Origin of the sequence: Lysinibacillus sp. Y5S-8 (genome assembly GCF_036894365.1) — a bacterium.
Taxonomy (GTDB): domain Bacteria; phylum Bacillota; class Bacilli; order Bacillales_A; family Planococcaceae; genus Lysinibacillus; species Lysinibacillus fusiformis_D.
Genome location: NZ_CP145889.1, coordinates 3,762,462 through 3,787,803, shown reverse-complemented (window position 1 = coordinate 3,787,803; position 25,342 = coordinate 3,762,462). Strand labels below are relative to the sequence as shown.

Here is a 25,342-nt window from a genome sequence, read left to right as displayed (position 1 = left end):
TATTTTATGATAAAAAAACCGCTAAAGTTTATGCTAGTTAGTTGTTTATTCGCACTTTTATTTGCTTTGGCAGCTTGTGGTAACTCAAACACAACAAATGAAACAGATACAAAGACGACGGACAATAAATCAGCTGTGTCAGCAACTAGTTCGGATAAAGATATTCCAAAGAAGAAATTTAAGCTTGCCCATATTACATCAACAGATCATATGTGGCATAAAGCTGCTGAAAAATTTAATGAAGAATTAAAAACACGCTCAGATGGCAAAATGGAGCTTGAAATTTACCCTGCAAGTCAATTAGGGACTGAAGCGGATATGGTACAACAAGTAGAGGCAGGCTCGATAGACTTTGCTTTTATTACAGCCGCTTTTTTAAGTACGCGCACACCTGAGATGGCTGCATGGTTCGCACCATACACGTTTGAAAATTTACAAGAAGCCTCTGATGCAAGTCAGACAGATATTGCACGTGAGATTTTAGGAAAAGTAGATGGAACAGGATTAAAAGGGTTAGATTACCTTTTCGCTGGTCAACGTACGATGGTATTGAAATCAAAAGAAGTTAAAAAAGCTTCGGATTTAGCAGGTTTAAAAATGCGAGTAACACCAAGTCCGCCGCTCCAAAAATTTTATAAAGATGCGGGAGCTGCGCCAGAGGGATTACCATTACCAGAAGTATATTCAGCATTACAAACAGGCGTTATTGACGGAATGGATATGGATTTAGATGCGACAATCACAAATAAATACTCCGAAGTAGCCAAATATGTAGCTGTAACAAACCACATGGTATGGCCATCAATTGTCGTAGCAAATGAGGGAATGTTTGATGGATTATCTGAAAATGCTCAAAAAATCATTAATGAATCCTTACAAGCAGCAATAGCTTATGCAGTAGAAACACGAGTTGGACAAGAAGAAGAATTCAAAAAAGAACTTGCCAGTCAAGGAATGACTGTTTATGAGTTGGGGGCAGATGTATTTAAAGAGCAAATCGAAGCATTTGACGCCGAGTATAGTGCAAAATCTGCTTTAATTAAACAGTTTATTAATGAATTCCGTAAGTAAATGGGGGAATGGCTAGATGGCGAAAATTAGTCAAGTTATTACTAAAATCGAAGAACTACTGATGATCATTTTAATGGCTGCGCTTGCTATCTTAATGATATTTGCGGTTATTTTTCGTTATTTCTTTAAAGATCCCATCCCTTGGGCTGGTGAAGTTTCGATTTTCTTATTAATATGGACTTCGTTTATTGGAGGAAGCTGGGGTCTGAAATATGGTACTCAGGCTTCAGTTACATTTTTATATGATGCTGTATCTAAGCGTAGTAAAAGGATTTTTAAAATTGTTCAGGATTGCATGATGATTGCGTTCTTATTTATATTAATCTATTACGCTTACAAATGGATGATGAATCCTGCCATGTTGCTACAAAAATCGAGCTCCTTACAATTACCAATGTGGATTCCTTATAGTGCAGTATTAATTGGATTAATTTTTGCAGCAATCCATCTTCTTTCACATTTAATTGACACACTTAAAAATAGAGAAGGAGAAAATACATGACTTATATTGTACTCGTTATTTTCTTTCTTTTACTTATCATTGGTATTCCCATCTCAATGGTGCTTGGTATTACGACAGTTATTTATTTCATCTTAAATGGTCAGGTGACATTATTAGATTCTACACCATTACGTATGTATTCAGGGCTTGAAAATTTTGGCCTATTAGCGATTCCGTTATTCATGTTAATGGGTGAAATTATGAATGAGGGCGGTATTACAACGAGGCTTGTTCAATTTGCTCGTGTCCTTTTTGGGCATTTTAGGGGAGGGCTGGCCTATGTGACAGTTATTGCTAATATGTTTTTAGCATCGATTCTAGGTTCAGCAAATGCTCAAGCTGCAATGATGAGTAAAGTAATGGTACCGCAAATGGAGAAGGAAGGCTATAAACGTGAATTCGCAGCGTCTATAACATTAGCATCTTCTATTATCGCACCTATTATTCCACCAAGTATGATTTTCATTATTTACGGTACGTTATCAAGTACATCTGTTGGCGCTCTATTTATGGCTGGGATTCTCCCAGGGATTATTTATGGTCTTGTTTTTATTTTAGTTATTTCTTATATGGGCTATAAACAACAATTCCCGAAAAGTGAACGGGCTTCGTGGGCAGATATTCGAAGCAAGTCATTAAAAGTAATCCCAGCACTATTAATACCCATTACAATTGTTGTAGGTATTCTAACAGGTGTATTTACAGCAACAGAATCTGCTGCTATCGCTTGTTTACTAGCAGTAATTGTCGGTTTATTTGTCTATAGAGAGTTAAATATCAAAAAGCTCCCTAAAATGCTAATCAATACGGTGACAAATACAGCTACAGTAACGTATTTAATTATTATGGCCAATATTTTTGGATGGATGATTGCCTTTGAACGAATTCCACAATTGTTAGTAGAAAGTATGTTAAATATTACAGAAAGTCCCTGGGTATTCTTATTATTAGTGAATTTAGCATTGTTACTAGTCGGGATGCTACTCGATGGAATTGCCGCATTAATTATTCTAGTACCTGTCATGATGCCACTCGTAATTGCATTTAATATTGACCCGGTGCATTTTGGAGTCATCATTTGTATTAACTTAACGTTAGGCTTATTAACACCGCCAGTAGGGACAGGACTTTTCATCGTATCATCGATGGCAAAGGTGAAGTTTGAAACGCTAGTAAAGAATGTTTTTCCTTTTATTGTTATTTCTTTTATCGTGCTACTATTCCTAACATATATTCCAGACCTTGTTTTATTCGTACCAAGATGGTTGGGGATGTAGGGAGTAGCAGGTGCGTTAATTAGGAGAATATTAGGTGATCTTATGGTTGCTTTTATAGTCAATTAATATATGATACTACATTTTTTTAGTTATTTGTGGAGGAGGATGCACGACTTCTGCTTGCCCTGAAAACGAGCATCCCGTAGCGGGAATCAGCCACAACTTTAATAGTAATAGTTAAAGTAGGGTAATCACAACACACTTGAAAAAATCGACCACTGTATTAGGTGGAAATGAATTGGCTCATCGAGCGTAAAAGGTGGTTTTGATGGATTATGCAACAGATGAAACGTATTGCAATGTGGATCATCATTGCTCAATTTTTAACTGCCTTTGTTGGGAGAAGCATTAGTCCTCTAATGTTCTATATTAGTGCAGACTTATCATTGAATAAAGGGCAGTTAGGATTTCTTCCAACTGCTCTTTTTATTGGTCAATTTATAGCAACATTGCTAGTTGGCTATTTAGCAGATCGATTGAGTACCCGTAAAATAATGGTTTGCTTAATGATTATTGTTGGAACAGGCTTTTTAAGCTTTGCTTGGATAGACAATTATACGTTGGCCTTAGTATTTGTTGTACTAGCAGGGATGGGTTATGGAGGAATGCATCCTGTTACAAATCGTTTCCTTATGAACATACTTCCAGTAAATCAAGTTTCATTGCTAATGGGGTTAAAACAGATGTCTATTACACTAGGTTCAGCAGGCTCGAGTGTTGTCCTGATTCCATTAGTAGCTTTCATTGGTTGGCGTTATACATTGTCTGTAGCGGCAGTAGTATTATTAATGTTTAGTTTCATAATGCCTTTTGTATTAAAAACAAAAGAAGATTCACAAACTGAGATAGCTACTAAATTGCCTTTACGTCAGCAGTTACGCATTTTCCTTCATTCAAAATGGCTCTTTTTTACGAATAGCTCTGCATTCATCTTAATGGGTATTCAAATGACATTTAACACCTACATTATATTATTTTTGTATGAAATAAAGGACTGGCCCATTTATAGTGCTGGCATATGCTTGGCTATTTCTGAAATTAGTGGGGCAAGTGGGCGAGTGTTGTGGGGAATTATTAGTGATAAATTTTTAAATAAAAATCGATGGGCTGTATTATTAATTATTACTATACTAAGCGCAAATGGGATAATGCTTATGTATTTTACCTATTCCACCTTTTTTATAGTGATGTGTATAGCAATTATAGGTTTTTCTCTTGCGGGCTTTAATGGTATATGGATGACGCTAGCTGTTGAAAGTGTAGAAAAATCGATGAGTGGTTTTGCAAGTGGGTTTAGTATAATGGTGGCATCCATAGGTGTATTTTTAATTCCACCTGTTTTTGGCTCACTTGTGGAATATTGGGGTTATTTGGTAGGCGGGATTTTTTTAATTAGTCTATTTGCCTGCTGTGCCATATTCATGGTAATGGCGCTATTTACTGTCAAGAAAGTCCAACCATCATAGCTGATAGTCACCACGTTGAATGCAGTACCACAAGAGCATGTATACTAACTGCGACCTCAGGAAGAATTTTTCTAAAATAAATGCTAGCCCTGACCATACGAGGAAATTGATAAAATTCAAGATTCTAGTAAATTTTCAATAGAGCTTGTAAATGATTTCATCATGAAAGTTGTCACATAATCCACTTTTTGTTATACTAAAAGGTGTTGTGATGTTTCAAAGTTCGGGAGGTGCAGTGAATGCATACAGTAGTATTAGTTTCATTAGTTATCGTATCATTAGCGTTGATCGTTGTGGTATTACTTCAATCTAGTAAAAGTGCAGGCTTATCAGGTGCCATCTCGGGTGGAGCTGAGCAACTATTTGGAAAGCAAAAAGCACGTGGTATGGATTTAATCCTTCACCGTGCAACAATTGTGTTAGCTATACTATTTTTCATTTTAGCAGTTGCTATTACAAAAATCTAATAGTTGAAGATATATCGCCTAACCAAATTGGTTGGGCGTTTTCTTTTATCAAAACTAAATGGTAAATTCTCTCTCCATAGCAAAAATTGAATTATAATTTACGATCCAGCTTGTTATTCGCTAGACATAATCGAGATGGCTATAATGGGTATAGTATGGATGAGTGTTTTAGGATGAAGGAGTGCTTACAATGAATAAATCATTATCACAGCCATTTTTCTTTCAAGCAGGACCACGTGCTGTATTATTATTACACGGCTTTACTGGTAGCTCTGCAGATGTACGAATGCTTGGTAGATTTTTAGAGAAAAAAGGGTATACTACTTTGGCACCTCACTATAAAGGTCACGGTGTGGAACCAGAAGAACTAATCACAACAGGTCCAGCAGACTGGTGGCAGGATGTCGTTGCCGCCTACAAACAGTTACAGGATGCTGGCTATCAAGAAATTGCTGTCGCTGGTCTTTCATTAGGCGGTGTGATGGCACTAAACGTGGCACTAAATAATCCTGTTAAAGGAATTGTCACAATGTGCGCCCCTATGACAATGCGTACAACAGACATTATGTTTGAGGGTGTTTTGAAATATGCAAGGGATTATAAAAAGTTCTTAGGAAAACAAGATGAGCAAATTGAAGCAGAAGTAGCATTCATTGCTGAAAAAGGGATGCCATCTCTACAGGAGCTACGTGAATTTATTGCCCGTACACGACAAGAAATTGACATGATTTATGCGCCTATTTTTGTCATACAAGCTACAAATGATGAAGTAATAGAGACAGAATCTGCCAACATTATATATAATCAAACTGAGTCACTTGAAAAGCATATCAAGTGGTATGAAAACTCAAAACATGTTATTACATTGGATCAAGAAAAAGATCAATTACACGAAGATATTTATCGCTTTTTAGAAAGCCTAAATTGGGCACAATAATTATAAATAGGATTTTCTCATGAAGGAGGGAATATGTATGAAAGACCAAAAAGATACACTACAAAGTCGTTTACTCGATTTTTTCAGCAAAGATGATTATAAACCATTAACTGTCGGTGAAATCGAGGATGAATTCGGTTTTGAGGATGCTGAGGAGTTCAAGGAGCTTGTCAAAACCCTTGTCCGTATGGAAGGGCAAGGCTTAGTTGTGCGTTCTCGCTCCAATCGTTATGGCCTACCAGAGCGTATGAATTTGCTAAGGGGTAAATTTATCGGACATGCGAAGGGCTTCGGTTTTGTGACACCTGATGTCGAGGGCATGGATGATGTATTCATTCCACCGCATGAAATTAATGGTGCGATTAATGGAGACATCGTTTTAATTCGTGTCTTAAAAGAATCATTTGGGGACCGACGAGAAGGGACTGTCACAAAGGTCGTCGAGCGCGGTCAAACAAGCTTTGTCGGCACATTCCAGGCTAATCGAGGCTTTGGCTTTGTTGTCTTAGACGATAAAAAGCTACCGATGGATATCTTTATCGCAAAGGGAGACACATTAGGAGCTGTTGACGGTCATAAGGTTGTTGTTGAGGTTGCGACATGGCCAGAGGATTTAAAATCCGCAACAGGCTATATTACCAAAATTTTAGGGCATAAAAATGATCCAGGTGTGGATATTTTATCAATCTTATATAAGCACGACATTCCACCTGAATTCCCAGACGAAGTCATCGCAGCTGCTCAACGCGTCCCAGATGAAATTACAGAGGCAGATTTAGTAGGTCGTCGTGATTTGCGACATGAAACGATCGTGACAATTGATGGTGCAGACGCAAAAGACTTGGATGATGCGGTAACCGTAACGAAAAATGTAGATGGTACTTACAAGCTTGGCGTACATATTGCAGACGTTAGTTATTATGTTACGCAAGGCTCAGTCATTGACATCGAAGCTTATGACCGTGCGACAAGTGTCTATTTAACAGACCGTGTAATCCCAATGATTCCACATCGTCTATCAAATGGTATTTGTTCATTAAATCCACAGGTTGACCGTCTAACACTATCTTGTGAAATGATTATTGATGGAAATGGTAATGTCATTTCACACGAAATTTTCCAAAGTGTCATTAAAACGACAGAGCGTATGACATATAAGGACGTTTACATGATTTTAGAGGAGCAGGATGAGGCACTAATCGAACGCTACGAGCCACTTGTGCCAATGTTTAAAAATATGGCTGAGCTATCTGGTATATTACGTCGTAAACGTGAAACACGAGGGGCGATTGACTTTGACTTTAAAGAATCCAAAGTCCTTGTCAATGACGAAGGCTGGCCAGTTGATATTGAATTACGTGAACGTACAGTAGCGGAGAAGCTAATTGAGGATTTCATGCTTGCTGCCAATGAAACAGTTGCAGAGCACTTCCACTGGATGAATGTACCGTTCCTATACCGTATTCACGAAGATCCAAAGCCTGAAAAGCTCCAACGCTTCTTTGAATTTGTTACGAACTTCGGTATTTTAATTAAAGGTACTGGTAATACAGTGCATCCGAAGGCACTGCAAGATGTTTTAAAAGCCATTGATGGTATGCCAGAGGAGCCCGTTATTTCAACAATGCTACTACGCTCGATGCAACAGGCAAAATATTATCCTGAAAGCCTTGGTCACTTTGGCTTATCAACGGATTTCTATACACACTTCACATCACCAATTCGTCGTTATCCAGACTTAATCGTACATCGTTTAATTCGTACGTATATAATTAATAAGGATACTTCTAGAGAAACGATTGCACAGTGGAGTATGGCAATGGATGAAATTGCTGACCATACTTCTGAGCGTGAACGTCGTGCTGTTGATGCAGAACGTGATACGGACGCTCTGAAAAAAGCACAGTACATGTCTGATAAAATTGGCGAGGAATTCGAAGGGATCGTTTCATCCATTACAAACTTCGGTATTTTCGTGGAGCTGCCAAACACAATCGAAGGACTTGTTCACATCAGTAATATGACAGATGATTACTACCGCTTCGATGATCGTCAAATGATTATGATTGGTGAACGAACAAATCGTCAATTCCGTATTGGTGATGAAGTGACAGTCCGTGTTGCCAATGTCATTATTGAGGAGTCATCCATTGACTTTGAAATCGTTGGAATGGTAACTTCATATGGACGAACACGTAAAGCAGCTCCTACTGTCATCCATGCACGTAAAAATTATAGTGATAACAAGGGTGGACGCAGTCAACGAAGCACACGCAGCGACGAAGAAAAAGGCGGACGTGGTGGCAACCGTAGAGGCGGTCGCCAAGAGGATGACCGTGGAAGTCGTAGCGCCAAGCAAGGTGAACGTCGTGAAAGCGATCGTGACCCGCGTGGTCGCCGCAAAGATGACTCAAGCCCAGGTCCTAAAAAACGCGTGAAACAAAAGCAAAAGTTTTACGAGGGCATTGCAAAGAAAAACAAAAAGAAAAAATCAAAACGTAAATAAGCATTAGCGAAAGTGTCCTAAGTAAGGATGCTTTCGCTAATGCTCAACCTTTAAGTAGAGGGTGAAGAATATGGCAAAAGGTTCTGGAAAAGTATTAGCACAAAACAAAAAAGCTGGACATGATTATTTTATTGAGGAAACAATCGAAGCAGGCATGGTCCTAACCGGCACAGAAATTAAATCCATCCGTGCAGGCAAGGCACAACTAAAGGACTCCTATGTCCGAATCACCAATGGCGAAGCATGGATTAGCAACATGCATGTCAGCCCCTTCGATCAAGGCAACCGTTTCAATCACGACCCACTACGCGCCCGCAAGCTGCTGCTCCATAAAAAGCAAATCGGCGAGCTAGTCGGTGCCGTAAAACGTGACGGCTACACAATTGTTCCGTTGAAAATGTACATCAAAGACGGCTATGCCAAGCTTTTAATCGGCGTCGGCAAAGGAAAAAAAGACTACGATAAACGTAACGACATGCGCAAAAAAGAAGCCAAACGCGAAATGGAACGTACCTTCAAATCAAAAAATCAATATTAATAGATTTCGAGAAAGCTCACCTTGTTGTTGGTGAGTTTTTTTAGGTGTTGATGCTGGGCGAGGCGGATAGAACGGCGAAAGTGACGGATAGAGATTGAAATGTGGTGGATAGCAAAGAGAAAGTGATCGATAGAAAGCCCAATCTAGCGGATAGCCTAGGTATCTAAGCCAATTTTTTCTACAATAGCGGGATACTTGAACTATCGCTAGTTTTGTTTTATAATATGTATTACTGATTGCCAGATTTCATGGAAGCGTACTTTAAGCTCCCACCGTACTAGAAGCAATTCTAGCTCTTTGTTTGAACGAAGCCCAACCGCTTCGATTCATATATCAAGGGGACGTTACGGATTCGACAGGGATGGTTCAAGCTTTAGTCGCGCGTCGGAGGGCTCGGCTCCGTCATCAACGACAGTTATATAATAACTGGCAAACAACAAAACTTAGCTTTCGCAGCGTAAGCTCGTAAGCGCTCTGCCTCTCTATCGCCCATGTAGAGAACGTGGGGCCCAACTTTAGTGGGATACGGTCGATGGTACCACCTGAGTCATCGACAAGAGATTTCCAGGTTAGCGTACAGGACGCCTGTTTGTCGGCATAATGTTACGTGAATCCTAAATAGGCAAACTACACGCGTAGAAGCTGAAGTATTGGAGTCTTTGGACGCGGGTTCGACTCCCGCCGTCTCCATTTTGTAGAAATCAAATGATTTCAATGAGTGTCTGTGACGTAAAGCATAAAATTTCCGTTTGGAAACTTTATGCTTTATTTTATTTTTGGAAGTTTTATGCTTGATTTTGAAAACTATACCGCAATCGGGCGCTCTCCTCGATAAAGGAAAGTGTTTTTTCATTAGGGGACCAGGTGCTTGTAGAGAAGGTAAGGAACTAAGAAGATTGAGTTAAAATCCTGTAATATACTGCAGGATTTTTATTTTGAAGTGAAAATAGTGCCAATATTGCAATTATCTTATTCTGTTGTTTATTTACCAAAAAGGTTTTAAGATTTAGTTATTTTCTTGTTATTGATGATAGGTTTTTATGACTATTTATATCCATAATATACTATCAAAAATAGATAGTTTAGCACCATCTTAATAGTGAGTGTCTGTCTATAATAGATAATGTTTCAAAAATTACAATTATTAGGAGGAAACTAATTGCTAAAGAAAATTTTCATTCAATTGATTGTTTTGGCAATGTTTATTGCCTTTATTCCTTTTGGGAATTTTGCAAGTGTTGCTGCCAAAGAATCTCCCAAAACAAATACGAAAGGAAACGAAAAAACTGAAGTAGTAGGAGAACGTACGCAAACTTCTAAAACGTTTAACAATTCTGATGGTACTTATACAACTGAAATATATGAAACTCCTATTCACTTTAAAGATAATAAAGGCAACTGGAAAGATATTGATAACGACCTACAAAAAAAGAAAAATAATGGCAAAGGGCAATTTGAAAATAAAGCCAATAACTTTGCTGTGACATTTGATGAAAAAATTGAAGAGGAAACAAACAACGTACAAGTAGCCGATAACCAATACAACCTTAATATTGGATTAAAAGAAATGGAACAAAAAGGTGAAATCATTCCTGCTAAAGAGGTTATCGGGGTTGCTACAGATAATCAAATTCAGTACCAAAATGTTTTTGATAATATTTCGACTACATATTCTGTTGGAGAAAACTTTGTAAAAGAAGATATTATAATTAACAAAAAGCCCGAAAAAGGGATACCACAAACCTTCTCATATCAGCTATCCCTTGAAAGTTTGACATATGAACAAATTAATAATCAAATCCATTTAAAGGACGCCAAAACAGGTGAGTTGGTTTATGTTATAGAAGCACCGTTTATGTATGATGCTTATAAACCTGCAGGCTTTCAATCTATTGACGGTACAATTTCTATACCAGAGGAAGCAAAATCTTATAATATCTCGTTAAAAACACGAAAAGAAAACAATACTTTATGGATTGATTTAACTCCAGATACAGCTTGGCTACAGGATACTAAAAGACAATACCCTATTGTCATTGATCCAACAATTGTACGTATCCAAGGAAACTCTAAAATGGTGGATACAACAATACGTAAAAAATTCCCAACCCAAACTGAAGGAAATGACACAGAACGCTCTTTGGAATTCTAAGAAAATATTATCGACGTTAATAAATATGGCTTTAATGGTTGCTGTATCTGGTTTGGGTGGCTTAGTCAGTGGTAAACTCTTTTTGAAAAGCGTCAAACAACTTGCCCAAGCTAAGAAACATATATTCGCTAAAAGTATTAGAAAATCCCTTCAAAGAAGAGGTGTGTCTAATTTAGTGATAAGTGGTATAATTTCAGGTTTAGTTGTGTTTACCGATTTCTTGGTTAATATAGGTAGCCCAGGTGAAATTCTATTTGATTATCTCGATCGAAGAGATGCAAAACGTAAAAATGGTTATTTCAATGGTTGGTAGAATAGATAAGATTACTACAGTAAAAAGAAGGGGAAATATAGGCGTTCTCTAACCTATAATTCAATTTTTAATGATAACATTTCTTTCAATGAGAGTATTTTTGTATTGTATATTTTTAATGATGTTTACAGTAATATTTACTACAAAACAAAACTTTTATATCATTTATATTTTTATTTGGATTTTTTGGATGTTTGAGCTTTATTTAATCCATTATAAAAAAATAAATAATAAAACAGGTTCAAAGTGGCTTAACAACCTGTGGATTGTGATAGTATTAATTACTTTTATTACAATTCAATTGTATTTGGAGTTCAAATTGTAAGAATAAATAATAGAAACTCATAGTATATTACTTATGCACATTTTTGTAATCATGAGGTAATAAACAGTAAATGGTGGGTAAAGCTGGCTTATTAAAGTCAGCTTTATTTTTTTTATACGATGGTTTGTCAAATTAAGTGCAACAATTGCTCATTAAAAGCTTCGTTTGCAGTTTTCCAACCAAGACATTTTCTTGGTCGATTGTTGATATAGTTTAATGGTTCTGTAAGTTCTTCTGGTGATACTTCTTCGAAATTTGTTTGCTTAGGGAAGAATTCGCGAAGTAATCCATTTCCATTTTCGTTACTTCCGCGTTGCCAAGAAGAATATGCGTCCGCAAAATAAACATCAATTTTCAAGTCTTTTTCTAATACTTTATAGCAGCTAAATTCTTTACCTCTGTCTGTTGTGGCTGTTTTTATAGTGCCTTTTGGTAATTTAGTATGAAGAAGACGTACTGCTCTTGAGCAATCTGGTATCAAAAAGCCAACATACCACCGTGTCATTCGCTCAATACATGTTGCTACACAACCTTTTGCTTTCCCACGTCCAGATACAATTGTATCTAACTCCCAATGTCCAAAGGTTTCACGTTTACGTACTTCTTTTGGGTGTTTAGAAATTGGTGTACCAATGTTAAATCTACCCCTTGTTTCGCGGGGCTTTTGACGCTTACCTTTTTGACGGAGAACGGTTATAGGCACTTCTAAAAGACCATCCTAAATCCAGCGATAGATGGTTTTAAAACGCAGATGTCCTTGATACAAGCGGCCGACAATTTGTTCAGGTGACCAAGTATCCCGCAACTTTTCTTGAACAGCTTATTTCGAAAAAAAATGCTTAGAAAGAATGCGCCAGATTTATGCGAAAAAATTGTTAAGCGATACAAAGCATACTCATCTGAATTGAGAAAAATAAGAATAGCTAAAATTGTAGCTGAAATAGAAGTTGCTGCTACCATACTACATAACCAAGGTTTTTATCCAAGTATAGGAAAATCCAAAGGGAATTAGGTAACAAAAGTATTTTTCAGAAGGAAGAATTAGGCAATGTTGGAGATAGGTAGTAATAAGTTTAGGTTACAAAGTGGATTAAACCATAAGATTTCCTAAAATAAAAATATCAAACATAATGCTTCCAAAAGTTTAAATTCTAGTCGAATTTGGAGTTTCGGAAGCATTATTTTATGAACTTTTATGATTTATCTAGGTGTTTTATATTAATTTGGAATGGGATTTTCCCGAAAAGCTCTTTTGTATTAATGCGTGGAAACTATATCGTTTATTGAACGGAAATTTTACGATTTACGTCACATAAATAAGAATAAAGGTAACATCATCTGAAATGTGTACGGATACAAATATTTTAAATACATTTGGCTATGAATTATTTACTAAGCTTTTACTGAATTTAAGGTTAGGCAGTACACCAATATAGTAAAAATGTATACATCAGCAAAATAAGGTATATTATATTTGTTGAATAGATTTTCTTTAAGACAGGAAAAGTAGGTGAACCAAAGTGGGGAAATATCAATTGGATACCAAAGGTAAGGCAGCTGTGGCTAAGTATCATGAAAAACACAAACCTGCCAAATTCGATAAAAAGCAGCAACTTGAGAAAATACGTGCAGAGTATTTGAAAAAGAAGCAAGAACAAACAGATCAATAATATGAATGAAAACATAGGAAGATTAATATCTCCCTATGTTTTTTCTTTTCAATTGGTCGTAGAGTTAATATTCTCCCGAATTTTAGATGTGGTGATAGAAACTCGTCATTAGATATCCGTTCCTCGATAATTTGAAACAACATAGCCATGTAGCTGGGGCCGACTTCTTCGATTGAGGACAGAAATTACATGATTTGACTGCATTTTTCTGTTTTGATAAAAAGCTTAAAATCTGCTGTGTGATATTGCAATTACAATTAAGCCCCAACTACGATTGAGGGGGAGATAGTCATGAGGTGAGATAACCAAGTGTTTTTCTCTTTAAACTGAGATCAAACTTTTTGACTCAAAGGAAGGTAAAAGAATTTAAGTGAATGTATGTTTCAAACTCTTCAATGCTCTAACCTTTAGTATTAATTTATATATTTGTTTTTTAAAACCTGAATGTCTCAGCATCTCCATCTTTAAAACATCGGATTCAATAATAGAAAACAATGGTTTTAAAAAGGTTTATCTAATGAAAAATTAACTTTATTTATAGCATCCCTGAAACCAGAGCGCAACTAAGTAAGTAACTCTTAATTGAATTAAGTGATAGATTAAATATATGATTCGAATAATAATTAGCTTCCATTTTGGTTAGCGGTCTTTACAAACAAAAAGGGGTAATTATGATAAAATAATAACGTGAAATTTAGTTAGAAAGTTCTATAAATAATGATTCTTAACTAGGGTATTGTGATAAGGAGAAAAGAAATGACAGCTATCGAAATACTATCATGGCCTTTTATACAAGAAAGTATCAATCAAATTAACAACAAAGAGCAGTATTTAAATTATCCAGTTATCTATGTTTTGAATGGCAATAAAGAAGCTTATATTGGTGAAACGGTTTATTTTAAAAATCGTATGAAAGCTCATTTAAAAGCCCGTAAAAATATTCAACAAGTAAATTTGATTAAGCACGAACACTTTAATCGATCAGCAACCTTTCATCTAGAGACAAAACTGATTAACTATTTCCTTGGTGATGAAAAATATACGCTTCAAAATAAAAGTAAGACGGCTAACGATTTTACTCATAACTACTACAATAAACCTTATTACGATCAACAACTATTTAAAGAACTTTGGCAAAAACTATATGAACAAAAGCTTGTTGACAATGAGTTACATGTAATTGAAAACAAAGATATTTTTAAATTATCTCCTTTCAAAGATTTATCTTTAGAACAACTTGAATTAAAAGATAAAGTACTCGAGTTTTGTGAGAAACGAGTTACTCAAAACACAAGTGAATATGGAAGTCTATTAATCATTGAAGGTGAAGCGGGCGTTGGAAAAAGCGTTGTGTTAAGTTCTATTTTCAATACGATTCAAGAAAGAGTAGAAGAAGCATCTTCAAATTTATATCGTACAGAAAATTATTTAGCTGTAAACCATGAGGAAATGTTTAAAACATATAAAAACATAGCAAAACAGGTGAAACATTTAAAAGGGAAAAACTTTGCAAAACCTACATCTTTGATTAATATGTTGCAAAAAGAGGGAAAAAAGGCTGATATCATTTTCGTAGATGAAGCACATTTATTGCTAACAAAGCCAGATACTTATAATGGCTTCCACGGCAATAATCATTTAGATGAGTTTTTGAAGCTGGCAAAGGTAGTTGTCATTATTTATGATCAAGATCAAGTACTAAAACTGAAGAGTTTATGGGGAGCAGCAACATTAGAAGGGCTTAAGAAATTAAGTGCTTTTCACGAAGAATACCAGTTAACAAATCAATTCCGCATGCAAGCAAATGATGACGTAATCAATTGGATAAATGAATTCAAGCGAAAAAAATTATTGCCCCTTCCTAAAGACAAAAACTATGAATTTAGAGTATTTGAATCATTGAAGGACATGCATGATGAAATTAAACACAAAAATACTCAGCACGGTTTAAGTCGTGTTGTATCAACGTTTGATTACATACATAAAAAAGATGGTGGAACCTACTACGTGAAGGAATCAAATGGTGAATACCAACTGCCATGGAATACAACAAGTACGAAATATACATGGGCAGAAAAAGCAGAAACCGTTCATGAGGCTGGATCAATTTATACAATACAAGGCTTTGATTTAAATTATGTTGGCGTTGTGCTTGGGCCATCTGTTCAATTTGACGCTACTAAAGATGAAATCATCATTGATACGAGTAAGTATATGGATAAAGGTGCATATACAGGTATGGACGGAATTGAAAATGTAAATGGGGCAAAGGAAAAAATCGTCCTAAACTCAATCAATATCTTGATGAAGCGTGGAATTAAAGGTCTGTACATTTATTCAAGTGATGAAGCGTTGCGCAATAAACTTCTAGAATATCAAAAAGCAGGTGAATAGTATGAGTGAGTTAGAACAACTACGTGAAAGTATTTTGCAATTCCGAGACCAACGTAACTGGCAGCAATTCCATAATCCTAAGGATCTAGCACTCTCCTTATCATTAGAAGCAAGTGAATTATTAGAGCTATTTCAATGGAAAACGAGTGAGGAAGCAGTTGAAAAGAATGTAGATAAGATGAAGGAGGAGCTAGCGGATGTTTTGATTTATGCGATATTGTTTGCGAATGAAACGGATTTGGACTTAGTAAAAATAATAAATAATAAACTTCAAAAAAATAATGAAAAATATCCAATTGAAAAGTTTGCTGGAAAAAATACTAAATACAATGAGATATAAATATAGGAACAAACACTAGTAAATTGCTTTAAATATATATGATCTCTTACGTACAAGAGAGGTTTTTTGTCAAGTGATTTTTTTGTGGGTAAATAAAAGATTTTATTAGTGTGAGTAATCATCGGAAGACATTACAACTGGAAATTGGAAGTGGATGGTATATGGAATTTGATCCAGTATTAAAGATTGGACAAGTAGTTACTAATGATGTAATAAAAGATATATTTAAATGTGGAAATATGGGGGGAATGAGAAAGTCAAATAAAACAAACACGCTCGTAGTTGTGACTGATCATACAAAAGGATTATATGATGATCGCTGGGAGGGAGATATTCTTCATTATACCGGAATGGGTAAAAATGGAGATCAAAATATTAATTTTGCACAAAATCGTACATTAAATGAATCAAGTACAAATGGAGTAGAAGTTTTCCTTTTTGAAGTTATTAAGAAAAATGAATATACATATCTCGGTCCTATTTTTCTTTGTGATGTGCCTTATCAAGAAGAACAGCTAGGTGAGGATGGACGTCAAAGAAAAGTTTGGGTTTTCCCTGTTAAATTGAAATATAGTGAAGAGGCTTCATTTATATCAAAAGATTTAATGGAACAGTATTTATTTGAAAAACAGAAGAAAATGAAACGATTATCAACTACTGAAGTAAAAGCGAGAGCAAAACAATTTGGTGCAAAAAAAGTGGGGTCTCGAAATACGGTTGTTAAAATTTATGAAAGGAATCCGTATGTAGCGGAATATGCGAAAAGAAGAGCTAAAGGAATATGTGAACTGTGTGAACAGGAAGTTCCTTTTTTGAATAAAAAGGGTGAACCTTATTTAGAAACACATCATATAGAATGGCTTTCAAATGGTGGTGAGGACACAGTTGAAAATACTGTTGCTTTATGTCCGAATTGTCATAGAAAGATGCATGTTGTTGAATCGGAAGAGGATATTAAAAGACTTAAACAAATAGTAAAGGAATGAGATAATGGAAATTTCAATCATATGACTGGAGAAATAATTTTGTGATCATTATAAAGTAATTTCTAGAGAACTAAATCACAATATATTTCTTTATTAGAGATTGAAAACGTTTCATAGGATTCAATGGTTTTTACCCAAGCTATATTGTCGAGGCTTATTTATCAAAATGAGATAAAGGAGCTCTAAGGAAAAATATGTAACAGCTGGGCAGATTTCTTTGTTGGGACAGTTCTATTCTAGATGAAGTTTTTACTCTGTGCGGACTTGATATTTGCTTAGAAAAAGTACTCGAGAGAACGAACATAGTCTCCATATATCGAAATCAAACGATCTCAAAAAAGTTTAAATCCTTATGTGAACAGACCCCTAAAAGTTAGACACGGTTATTTCATTGAAAAGCTTGGATAAAACGAGTCCGGTATTGCACTAAGGTACTGAAAAAGTACAACATAATATTAAAAGGATTGGAGAAACAGAATTAATTCTCCAATCCCTTTTTCTGTTCGTTCAATTTCTTCTCAATAGTATAATAAAAGGAAAACAAGCTCGATCGAGGTGGTTCGATTATGATTTCTAAACAAGAAACGTTGAACTTAAATCTGATATGGCATTATATAATTTAATCATTCCAAATGATAATATGCTTCGCCAAATCAATGAACTGGTAGATTTTTTAGTGATAGTAGACCAACTAAAATCAAAGTACTGTTTGGATAAGGGCGAAATACGATTCCATCCATTCGTATGTTCAATTATATACTCCTGAAAGCCATTTATGATTTATCAGATGTCGATTTAGTTGAACGTTAAATCTGATATGGCTTTTAAATATTTCTTAGGGATGGCACCGGTAGATGATGAGATCGATTCTAGTTCGCTCACAAGATATAAATTTATTGGGGTGACCTCGCACCGTACTCATTTTTATTTTGGATAATTATTTCCATTTCAATGGCGTAGCAATGTTGCTTCTATTTGATGATGTCAATTCGTAAATTATTGTGAGCTAGGAGTGGAGTTAATAAGTGAGCCAAGTACCACAATCATAAATACAAAACAAATGATAGATAAGAATGTGATTTGTATTATAGGCCAAACAACTATCATTGCTTTTATCAACATAGCTATTAATAGCAACGATAATATTCCCATAATAATTTTGATTGATGAAGTATCTTCACATAGAAAAATACTTTTTACTAAACACAAAAAAATAATTACCAGAATGATTATTCCAACTATTTGTAGTAATAAAGGAACAATCAAGTTTAAAGTGAAATTTAAATGATCATCTTTGTTAAAAAATAAGTTAATAATTGATTTTCCAGAATTGACTTCAATTAAAAGAGGAGTAAAAAGTTTATTAGATAATAATAAAAGTAAAACTGCAGTAATCAATCCAATTGCATAGACTAATATAATAAAGCCACTAGTCCCTTTTTCGTCCATTTCCTTACCTCGCTTCACATATAGTTGGAAGAGTATATGTTAAAAATATCATTGCAATTACACTAGTTTGTTAAGAAATTCTCTTCCTCGATTTGTATGAAAACATTTATATTGTTGGAATGGGAGTTTGCTATTGAATACTCTCCACGACAATATACTTTGTGACTTCTCTCTTTGTAACATTTTCAAAATCCTTTATATCGAACTGCAACCTTATTTTAGGCACAACCTAAAATAAGAGTGCAGTTTTTCTATGGTCAAATCATCGTCAGTACAAGCTGTTGATCATTACATTAAATGGAAATGAAAGTTCTCGTGAAATAGCTAAGTCTAGGAATTATAATAAGATTAAATTTAAGATGTAGAAATAGGGAATGGCTGCGTCCCAAAAGTTGCCACCAGTTTATAGATAACTTTTACGCATGTGCCGCCAAGTAAATTTACTTAATAACCATCGCTGGTACGGTGGTACGGCTTATTGCCTTTTCCCACAACAATCAAAACATATGGTACGCTACTACTAAACAGGGCACAAAGTATAGGAGGGTTTCGCAATGCATGAGGTATTTATCCAATCGTATTTTTTGAAAAAAGATGAGTTGATTGAAAAGGTAGAACAGCAAGAGCAACTATTTGTTATGACGATTGTCAAAAAGACGGCGCGTACATTCCGTAAAGTCGCGCATTTAAAGTTGACAATGCATACAGAATTTACTTCCCCTCTTCCTAAAAAATTAGCATCTTATAAATTCACACCAAATGCGAAAAGAACATTACATGAATCGAATGACACGATTCAACAGTGGTTACAACAGGGCTGGATTGTGCGCGAAATTCGTTATCACACGGACGGCATTAGCGTTAAGGAGGATTATTACCGCATTGGCCCGGCTTACATAGAAGAGCAACAAAAAAACGAACAACAACAGTTCACAAAACAACAGCAACAGATGCAGGCGTTACAACAAAAGGCCGAAAAACTAGCGTTACCAGAGATATTTCAACAGGCGATTGAATGGAATGCGCTGCCTAAACAGTGGACGGTGCAAAAGAGAATGAAATATATTGAGTTTTGTTTAGCGTTTTATGCGTTATCTGTGCAAAAGGACCTATTTGATTTTAAGGAGATCGGCGCGAGCTTACACGATAAGATAGGAGGTTCAAAAGTATTTGATCAAGAGCGGGAGGCTTTTTTAGCGCAGTTGGAGCAAAGTCGGATTGACCCGACGCTTTATGGGCTTGTAAGCATCGGAAAAATTGTGCCAATTTATTTTACTGGTAATATACAAAGCAGTGTTGCGACGTATGCAATTGGCGCGGTACATGCGACGACGGATAATGCGGTCTTAACATCACCTTTTACAACGACAAGTACAACATTATGGCTTGTTGAAAACCGTGCTATTTTAACACGTATGGCTGTAGAGACGGAATTTTTGCGGCAAACGAATTCTTGTATCGTTTGTTTAGACGGACAAATTCGTTCGGCTCATAAACAATTTATAGAGCAATTACTGCAATCAGCTATTAAACAAACGATTATTTGGACAGATACTGATAACTCGGGCATCACGATTGCCAAATATGCCGCCGCTTTAGTTAAGGGATCGGTAAAAATTGTTGGGCGTGATTATAAATTGTATCATTCAATCGAAAGCTATGCAGCTCAAGTACAGGAGGCACATGAACAGGAGCAACAGTTAGGAGGAGTTGAACAGTGGATCAAATGGATGTAAAAGAACCGATTTCGATTTTTACAAGTGATTATCAAACCGCGGAATTCATGAAATCAATGCGTGATTTAGCATCATTAGCAGGTGTATTAAAGGAATTAAGTACTGAAAAAATGTACGATTCCCCAATCGAAACCATTCGATTTTTAAATGTCATTCAGTTAATTAATGAGGCCTCTCTGGGCATTAAAGATGCCATCGATAACGAAGAAGTGCTGTACTACCGATATCAGTCTACGTATTTACAGGACAATGATCCACCAACGTTAGCACAAATTACGAGAATGCTTATGATTTTAGAGCGTAATAATTGGATTGTTAAACAAAGCCGTCAAATTAAAATGCGTGACCGTGGAAAAAATCTAATGGATGGGTTAATTCGAATGGGTAACGATGCGCTTGCCTATTATTTGCAGGATGATATAGGACGCTCACTATTTCAAGCGAGACGCGATGCCGAAATAAGCGCTGCCTACGACGATCAAGGGATTTCTGGGGGGAATAAAATTGCATCGATGATATACAACGTTGAAGAGGCGATTAAGCAATTAGAGGAACGTCAGCTTGAACTCCTTGCTGATCGCAATGCCTTACCGCAGTTGGAGAAAATTAATCACCTAATGCAAGAGCTTGAAACAAAATTAAATGAGCGCTTACAACAGTTTGGCACTGTCGAAGAAAGTACGAAAATGAGCGATTTAATGCGCCGCGGAACAGCTGCCATTTCAAAAGGGGCTTCTCTTAGCTTAAGCTTGCTTACAAAATATATCCGCTTTGTCAATATGCAGCTCACACCTACCGCTAACACCATTTCACCTGAAAAAGTGCGCCAGTTTATTTTGGCGATGCATTCACCAGAAGCTAATCCGAATATCCCGACAGCCCATGATATTTTAAGTTTTATGGAACAAAATCAATATGAAGAAGAGGCGATGGATGGCCTGTGGGTCCCTGTGAAATTTGCTGCACCAATTGGTCCGCAGGATATTACAGATGCCATCCATTATTTGCAAACGTATGAACCGAAGCTAGAAAAGCCGATTTCTCATCAGCCTGAGCCTGAATATGAAGAGACCGAAATGGATGTTCGTCCAATAAAAGAAGCCTTGGAGGAGGTTTCATGGAAAATGACCCAATCACTAATTGATACAGAGCGAATTGAAAATTTTTTAAGTGAACATGGTGAAACAGAAATGGAAGAGCTCATTGTGGAATCAAGCTCAAATAGATGGCATGATGCAATTCTTTCATTATTAGCTGTCTCCGCATTAACTAGTAACAATAAGGTTGAACAGCAGCCTATCGAACAAACGAAAGATTATGAAAAACAATGGGAGTGGATAGACGATGACGACAAACGATTTACCGTTCGACAATACCCTCATGATGATGAATAGTTTAAAGGGTTATTTAACTACCGAAGAAGAATTAGCATTTATGCAGTTATTATTTTCTTCATCTGCATCGATCAAAGGGGCAAATTACGGCTTAGCTAAGAAGGATTTAGAAAAGTTGCTTGGCATTAAAAGTGGAGATGATGATGCTTTCCATTCATTCATCAATCGTTTAAATGCTGCGTTAAGTCGCTATTTCCGTATTATTTATGATGATCGTCGAGACCGCGTGATTGTCATGATGCATGTAACGGCAAAACATGCGAAATCAACATTAAGCAGTGAGGCACTCGCGATTATGTTGTATTTGTTTTATCACCAAGAAGTACTCGGGCATGAATTTACGCTGCTGCATCAAATCCTAGTTGATTTTGGCCATGAATCGCTAAATGCCAATCGCAAATTAAAAAATAATATCGACCAACTGAAAAAAATTGGCGCGGTTACAGACTACGAATCCGTCTCTGAAGAGGCATATATGTTAACAGCCATAGGAGTACATATGTTTTCAGAATCATTTTTACGACGTACAACGGAATTTGCCCAGGAAACACAGCTTAGTAAAGAAGAAGTAATGAAGTTTTTCAATCGTTATAACCTACATATCAAGGAGGAAAACGAATGATCCCGTATCAATTGAAAATTCATGGTGTTCGCGACTACTCACCGCGAAACATTGATTTTGGGGAAGCAGACGAGCATATTTTAATTACTGGTCCAAATGGTGTAGGGAAATCGACATTAACATTTTGCCTTGGTGCCGTGCTACATTCTTCGAAGGTAGAATTAGAGGGACTTCGTTCAACAAATTTAAAAGCAAATGACCCTTGGTATGCATGTATAACACTCGTCTTTTTAAATGAAGGACCTACGAAAATTGATGGTCCTAAATTTATCGCCTTTCAGCTGACAGTCAATCAAGATACGAAAAATAGCCCGATTCAGCGCGAGTATGAGGTGTTAAATGGGCAAGATACAGCTAATTTAACATCTCATGCCCGCTATACATCTGGTGGTACAGCGGGTCGTACACTCAAGGCGTATCGCGAGGATTTACGTGTGCGCTATAAAATTGAACCAGATGTTTATTATTTAATTTGGTATCAACAAGAAGTCAATCAATTTGCGGCGATGTACCCGGAAGAGCGTTTCCGCAAATTTAGTGACATGTTTGAGATTTCTGACATGCAAAAGGAATGGGAAAATTCATTAGAAAAAATTAAAGAAGTTCGCACGGAAATTGAATATTTAAAGGGTATTCAAAAAGGTGCGGAATTAAGTGTAAATGCGGCTCAAACCGAGCTCAATAAATATTTAGATAACAAAAAACGTATTTTCACATCCGGCCGAAAATACTATACGTTGCTCCATCAAATCATCACGTATTATAGCACCTCAATGGAAAGGATGGCTGAGCAAAAGGCTAAATATCAAGTGGAAAAGGAAAAACTAACGGTTACTCAGCAACAATTAAAGAGTAATATTGAAAGGCTAGAGCAACAAAAATTACAATTATCGGAGAATATTGCGACATTGTCACAGCAATTAATCAATATTACCAATAAATTACAGCGAAAAGAAGATGAAGACACACAGCAACAAGCCTTGCAGCAGCAGTTAGAGCAGCAGCTTGAAGAAATCGATGAAAAGCGAAAGCATTTACATTTTGATGCCGAAACGACACAACGTAAGCTAGAAGAAACAAATGAACAATTAGCTACAATTACAAACCAAATAAGTGGGCTCAGTAATCAGCACACCCAACTACGCCATCAACAACGCGAGCTCGATCAAGAAAAAGTCCGTTTAGAAATCACTTCATCAGAGCTAAAAGAAAAAATCACAAATGCAGAAAAGCACAAAGCAATTTATGGAAGCAGTGCGCAAATCGAGCAGCAAATTAACACTCTATCACGGCAAAATGAGCAAGGTTTTGAACAGATACAGCATCTTACAATGGAATTAAAAATGTTGGAACAGAAAGTGACACTGTATGAACAAAAAAAGGTTGTATCCAAACGCCAGCAGCAGGGACTACTTCATTTAAAGCAGCAGCAGCTAGAGGCGTATACATTACGTGAGTTGATCGAGCTTATGCCATCAGTTCCAGTGCAGCTAGAACAGCAGCTGGAGGCGATTAAATATACCATTTTTTATGTTGGGAAAAATTATAAGCCAGTCAATGATTTGTATTATGTATCACTTCAACAGCTTGTGCCGACTGAAAGTATCTCGAAGCTACCTGAGTATGGCTTACAAATTCGTAGCGATTTACCTGAACAGCAGCAGAATTATGCGAATAAGGCACTTTGGTGGGTGCAGCAATTTTTCTTAGAGAGCCCGAAAATCGAGCAAGGTCTATTATATGATACGCGCGGTATTCGCGGTGCGCAGGAAGCGGCTCAATATATTTTAAGTGATTTGGCCATCGAAAAGTTGTTACAGGAAGTACAACAGAAATATACAAAAACAATGAACGAGAAGCAATATTTAGAACAACAATACGAAGAAAATCAACAACAGTTGAAACAGCTACAAGGTCATCTTCATACGATCCAATTAGCCGAAAGTACTCTATTAAAACAAGCGGATTATGCATCTTATAGGCAGCAGCTTGAGCTTGTCGAGCAAAAATTGTCAGATATTGATGATGAGCAAACCATACTTGAAATCCAACTAGAAAAGCTGAAAGGCGAGCAAATTGATGTACAGTATCATCAGAATCTTTATAAGCAACAATGGCAAATTCATGAGGAGCTCGGTGCCTTTGCAGAGCAGCAAATGCAGCTACAACGGATTGAGCGGACAAGAAAATATTTGCAGCAAAACATTCGAAAACTTATTAAGGAACAAGAGACAAAAGAGCATGAAAATCATCAGCAAAAACGCAAGCAATCACAACTTGGTGAACAGCAACAACTATTCGAAAGCGATTTAAAAATCGTCGAAAGTCAAATAACAGGTTATGATTTATCGATTCAAAAGGCTAAGGAAAAGTTGGAGTTGGATGAAACGATGAAAAGTCGCTGTGAGCTTGATAAAATTGAACTTGAACAGGTTTTACCACAAGAAGCACAGCAACTAGACGAACAACTACTCATGACGAGCTTATCATTGACAATGCTACAGGCTGAAATTGAACAAGCTAAAGCAGAGCTACGCAATGCCCGCTTAGAAAAAATTAACGAAAATGCCCAGCAAAATTATGATCAACAAAAGGCTGATTTCGATAAGAAAAATGCTGATCTAGCGAAATCGGAGCAATTACTTGAAAGCAATACGATTCGTGCAAATGAGCTAGAGGGCCGTTTAGAAACCACGATTACGATGCACTTGATAAAAATCAATACGCTTTTCCAAAAGTATATGGATTTGTTTCAATTTGAGGGGCAAGTTGAAAAGGAACGCATTGAAGATAAATCAGGTCGTGTCAATTTCCGACTTTATATTAAAGCGCGTAAAATTGGGCATCAAGGTGCGCTTGAAGATGTGAGTATGAAGGCTCGTAGTGGAAAGGTGGGGCTAGGTGTATCAGGTGGGGAGGAATCACTAAGTTCACTCCTTTTTGCACTCGCACTACTACAAAACTTAGCCACTTCACCAGGCTATATCGTACTCGATGAGTTTGATAGCGCATTAGATGATGAGCGAAAAAATAAAGTGTTTAATCTCTATGCCGAAGAGCTACAACGTAAACTGATTATTGTGTCGCCAAAGGGACATGATGAAACGTATTACAACTGCTTCTCGAAAGTATTCATTGTGGAACATGATGCTACGATTCCAAAAAGTACAATTCGTGGGATACAGAATAAGAAGTGA

19 protein-coding genes, 1 other RNA gene and 2 pseudogenes are annotated in these 25,342 nt (G+C 36.4%); 20 read left to right on the top strand and 2 right to left on the bottom strand.

Annotated features, from left to right (window positions below):
• The first annotated feature begins 6 nt into the window (after positions 1-6).
• The 11 genes from V6670_RS18490 to V6670_RS18440 all read left to right on the top strand — a co-directional run bounded on the left by V6670_RS18490 (position 7) and on the right by V6670_RS18440 (position 11,229).
• Positions 7-1,071 (top strand): TRAP transporter substrate-binding protein, encoded by a 1,065-nt coding sequence (locus tag V6670_RS18490; RefSeq protein WP_141904949.1) that lies wholly within the window; start codon positions 7-9, stop codon positions 1,069-1,071.
• A 16-nt stretch (positions 1,072-1,087) separates the two neighbouring features.
• Positions 1,088-1,573, top strand: coding sequence for a TRAP transporter small permease (locus tag V6670_RS18485; RefSeq protein ID WP_338651847.1), 486 nt, complete (start codon positions 1,088-1,090; stop codon positions 1,571-1,573).
• Positions 1,570-2,850: a TRAP transporter large permease gene (locus V6670_RS18480; RefSeq protein WP_338651846.1), complete on the top strand. Its 1,281-nt coding sequence runs from the start codon at positions 1,570-1,572 to the stop codon at positions 2,848-2,850. Before V6670_RS18485 ends, V6670_RS18480 begins: the two co-directional genes overlap by 4 nt.
• Before the next feature lie 275 nt (positions 2,851-3,125).
• Positions 3,126-4,316 (top strand): MFS transporter, encoded by a 1,191-nt coding sequence (locus tag V6670_RS18475; protein ID WP_338651845.1) that lies wholly within the window; start codon positions 3,126-3,128, stop codon positions 4,314-4,316.
• 239 nt (positions 4,317-4,555) lie between these two features.
• A complete protein-coding gene (secG, locus tag V6670_RS18470) occupies positions 4,556-4,783 on the top strand; it encodes a preprotein translocase subunit SecG (protein ID WP_036116760.1) in 228 nt (75 codons plus the stop codon).
• 190 nt (positions 4,784-4,973) lie between these two features.
• A complete protein-coding gene (locus V6670_RS18465) occupies positions 4,974-5,720 on the top strand; it encodes a carboxylesterase (protein ID WP_338651844.1) in 747 nt (248 codons plus the stop codon).
• A gap of 37 nt (positions 5,721-5,757) precedes the next feature.
• A complete protein-coding gene (rnr, locus tag V6670_RS18460; RefSeq protein ID WP_338651843.1) occupies positions 5,758-8,226 on the top strand; it encodes a ribonuclease R in 2,469 nt (822 codons plus the stop codon).
• 70 nt (positions 8,227-8,296) lie between these two features.
• Complete coding sequence (gene smpB / locus V6670_RS18455) at positions 8,297-8,764, top strand: SsrA-binding protein SmpB (protein ID WP_025116583.1); 468 nt, start codon at positions 8,297-8,299, stop codon at positions 8,762-8,764.
• Positions 8,765-9,101: 337 nt separating this feature from the next.
• Positions 9,102-9,457: a transfer-messenger RNA gene (gene ssrA, locus V6670_RS18450) on the top strand.
• Between the two features lie 466 nt (positions 9,458-9,923).
• Positions 9,924-10,916: a hypothetical protein gene (locus tag V6670_RS18445; RefSeq protein ID WP_338651841.1), complete on the top strand. Its 993-nt coding sequence runs from the start codon at positions 9,924-9,926 to the stop codon at positions 10,914-10,916.
• 25 nt (positions 10,917-10,941) lie between these two features.
• On the top strand, positions 10,942-11,229 hold the full coding sequence (locus V6670_RS18440; RefSeq protein ID WP_141904962.1) for a hypothetical protein: 288 nt from the start codon (positions 10,942-10,944) through the stop codon (positions 11,227-11,229).
• Positions 11,230-11,681: 452 nt separating this feature from the next.
• Here the strand turns inward: V6670_RS18440 and V6670_RS18435 are convergent.
• A pseudogene (locus V6670_RS18435) lies at positions 11,682-12,359 on the bottom strand (IS30 family transposase); the annotation flags it as partial.
• Between the two features lie 715 nt (positions 12,360-13,074).
• Between V6670_RS18435 and V6670_RS18430 the strand changes: the two are divergent.
• The 5 genes and pseudogenes from V6670_RS18430 to V6670_RS18410 all read left to right on the top strand — a co-directional run.
• Positions 13,075-13,224 carry a hypothetical protein gene (locus V6670_RS18430; RefSeq protein ID WP_186436198.1) on the top strand — a complete coding sequence of 50 codons (150 nt, stop codon included), beginning with the start codon at positions 13,075-13,077 and terminating at the stop codon, positions 13,222-13,224.
• A 756-nt stretch (positions 13,225-13,980) separates the two neighbouring features.
• The gene (locus tag V6670_RS18425; protein ID WP_338651840.1) at positions 13,981-15,618 is read left to right on the top strand and encodes a DUF2075 domain-containing protein; all 1,638 of its coding nucleotides are present in this window, start codon (positions 13,981-13,983) and stop codon (positions 15,616-15,618) included.
• A 1-nt stretch (position 15,619) separates the two neighbouring features.
• Positions 15,620-15,958, top strand: coding sequence for a nucleotide pyrophosphohydrolase (locus tag V6670_RS18420; protein ID WP_338651839.1), 339 nt, complete (start codon positions 15,620-15,622; stop codon positions 15,956-15,958).
• Positions 15,959-16,119: 161 nt separating this feature from the next.
• Positions 16,120-16,944: an HNH endonuclease gene (locus tag V6670_RS18415; RefSeq protein WP_338651838.1), complete on the top strand. Its 825-nt coding sequence runs from the start codon at positions 16,120-16,122 to the stop codon at positions 16,942-16,944.
• Between the two features lie 566 nt (positions 16,945-17,510).
• Positions 17,511-17,836 (top strand): annotated as a pseudogene (locus V6670_RS18410) (transposase); the annotation flags it as partial.
• A 104-nt stretch (positions 17,837-17,940) separates the two neighbouring features.
• On the opposite strand, the gene V6670_RS18405 reads toward V6670_RS18410, so the two are convergent.
• Positions 17,941-18,393 (bottom strand): hypothetical protein, encoded by a 453-nt coding sequence (locus tag V6670_RS18405; protein ID WP_338651837.1) that lies wholly within the window; start codon positions 18,391-18,393, stop codon positions 17,941-17,943.
• A gap of 554 nt (positions 18,394-18,947) precedes the next feature.
• Between V6670_RS18405 and V6670_RS18400 the strand changes: the two genes are divergently transcribed.
• Genes V6670_RS18400 through V6670_RS18385 form a run of 4 tightly spaced genes read left to right on the top strand, consistent with a single transcriptional unit; the run spans position 18,948 to position 25,342 of the window.
• On the top strand, positions 18,948-20,129 hold the full coding sequence (locus tag V6670_RS18400; RefSeq protein WP_338651836.1) for a DUF2399 domain-containing protein: 1,182 nt from the start codon (positions 18,948-18,950) through the stop codon (positions 20,127-20,129).
• Positions 20,120-21,523, top strand: coding sequence for a hypothetical protein (locus V6670_RS18395; protein ID WP_338654681.1), 1,404 nt, complete (start codon positions 20,120-20,122; stop codon positions 21,521-21,523). The genes V6670_RS18400 and V6670_RS18395 overlap by 10 nt, the downstream gene beginning before the upstream one ends.
• Positions 21,474-22,145: a hypothetical protein gene (locus V6670_RS18390; RefSeq protein ID WP_271910842.1), complete on the top strand. Its 672-nt coding sequence runs from the start codon at positions 21,474-21,476 to the stop codon at positions 22,143-22,145. The genes V6670_RS18395 and V6670_RS18390 overlap by 50 nt, the downstream gene beginning before the upstream one ends.
• Positions 22,142-25,342: an AAA family ATPase gene (locus V6670_RS18385; RefSeq protein WP_338651835.1), complete on the top strand. Its 3,201-nt coding sequence runs from the start codon at positions 22,142-22,144 to the stop codon at positions 25,340-25,342. The genes V6670_RS18390 and V6670_RS18385 overlap by 4 nt, the downstream gene beginning before the upstream one ends.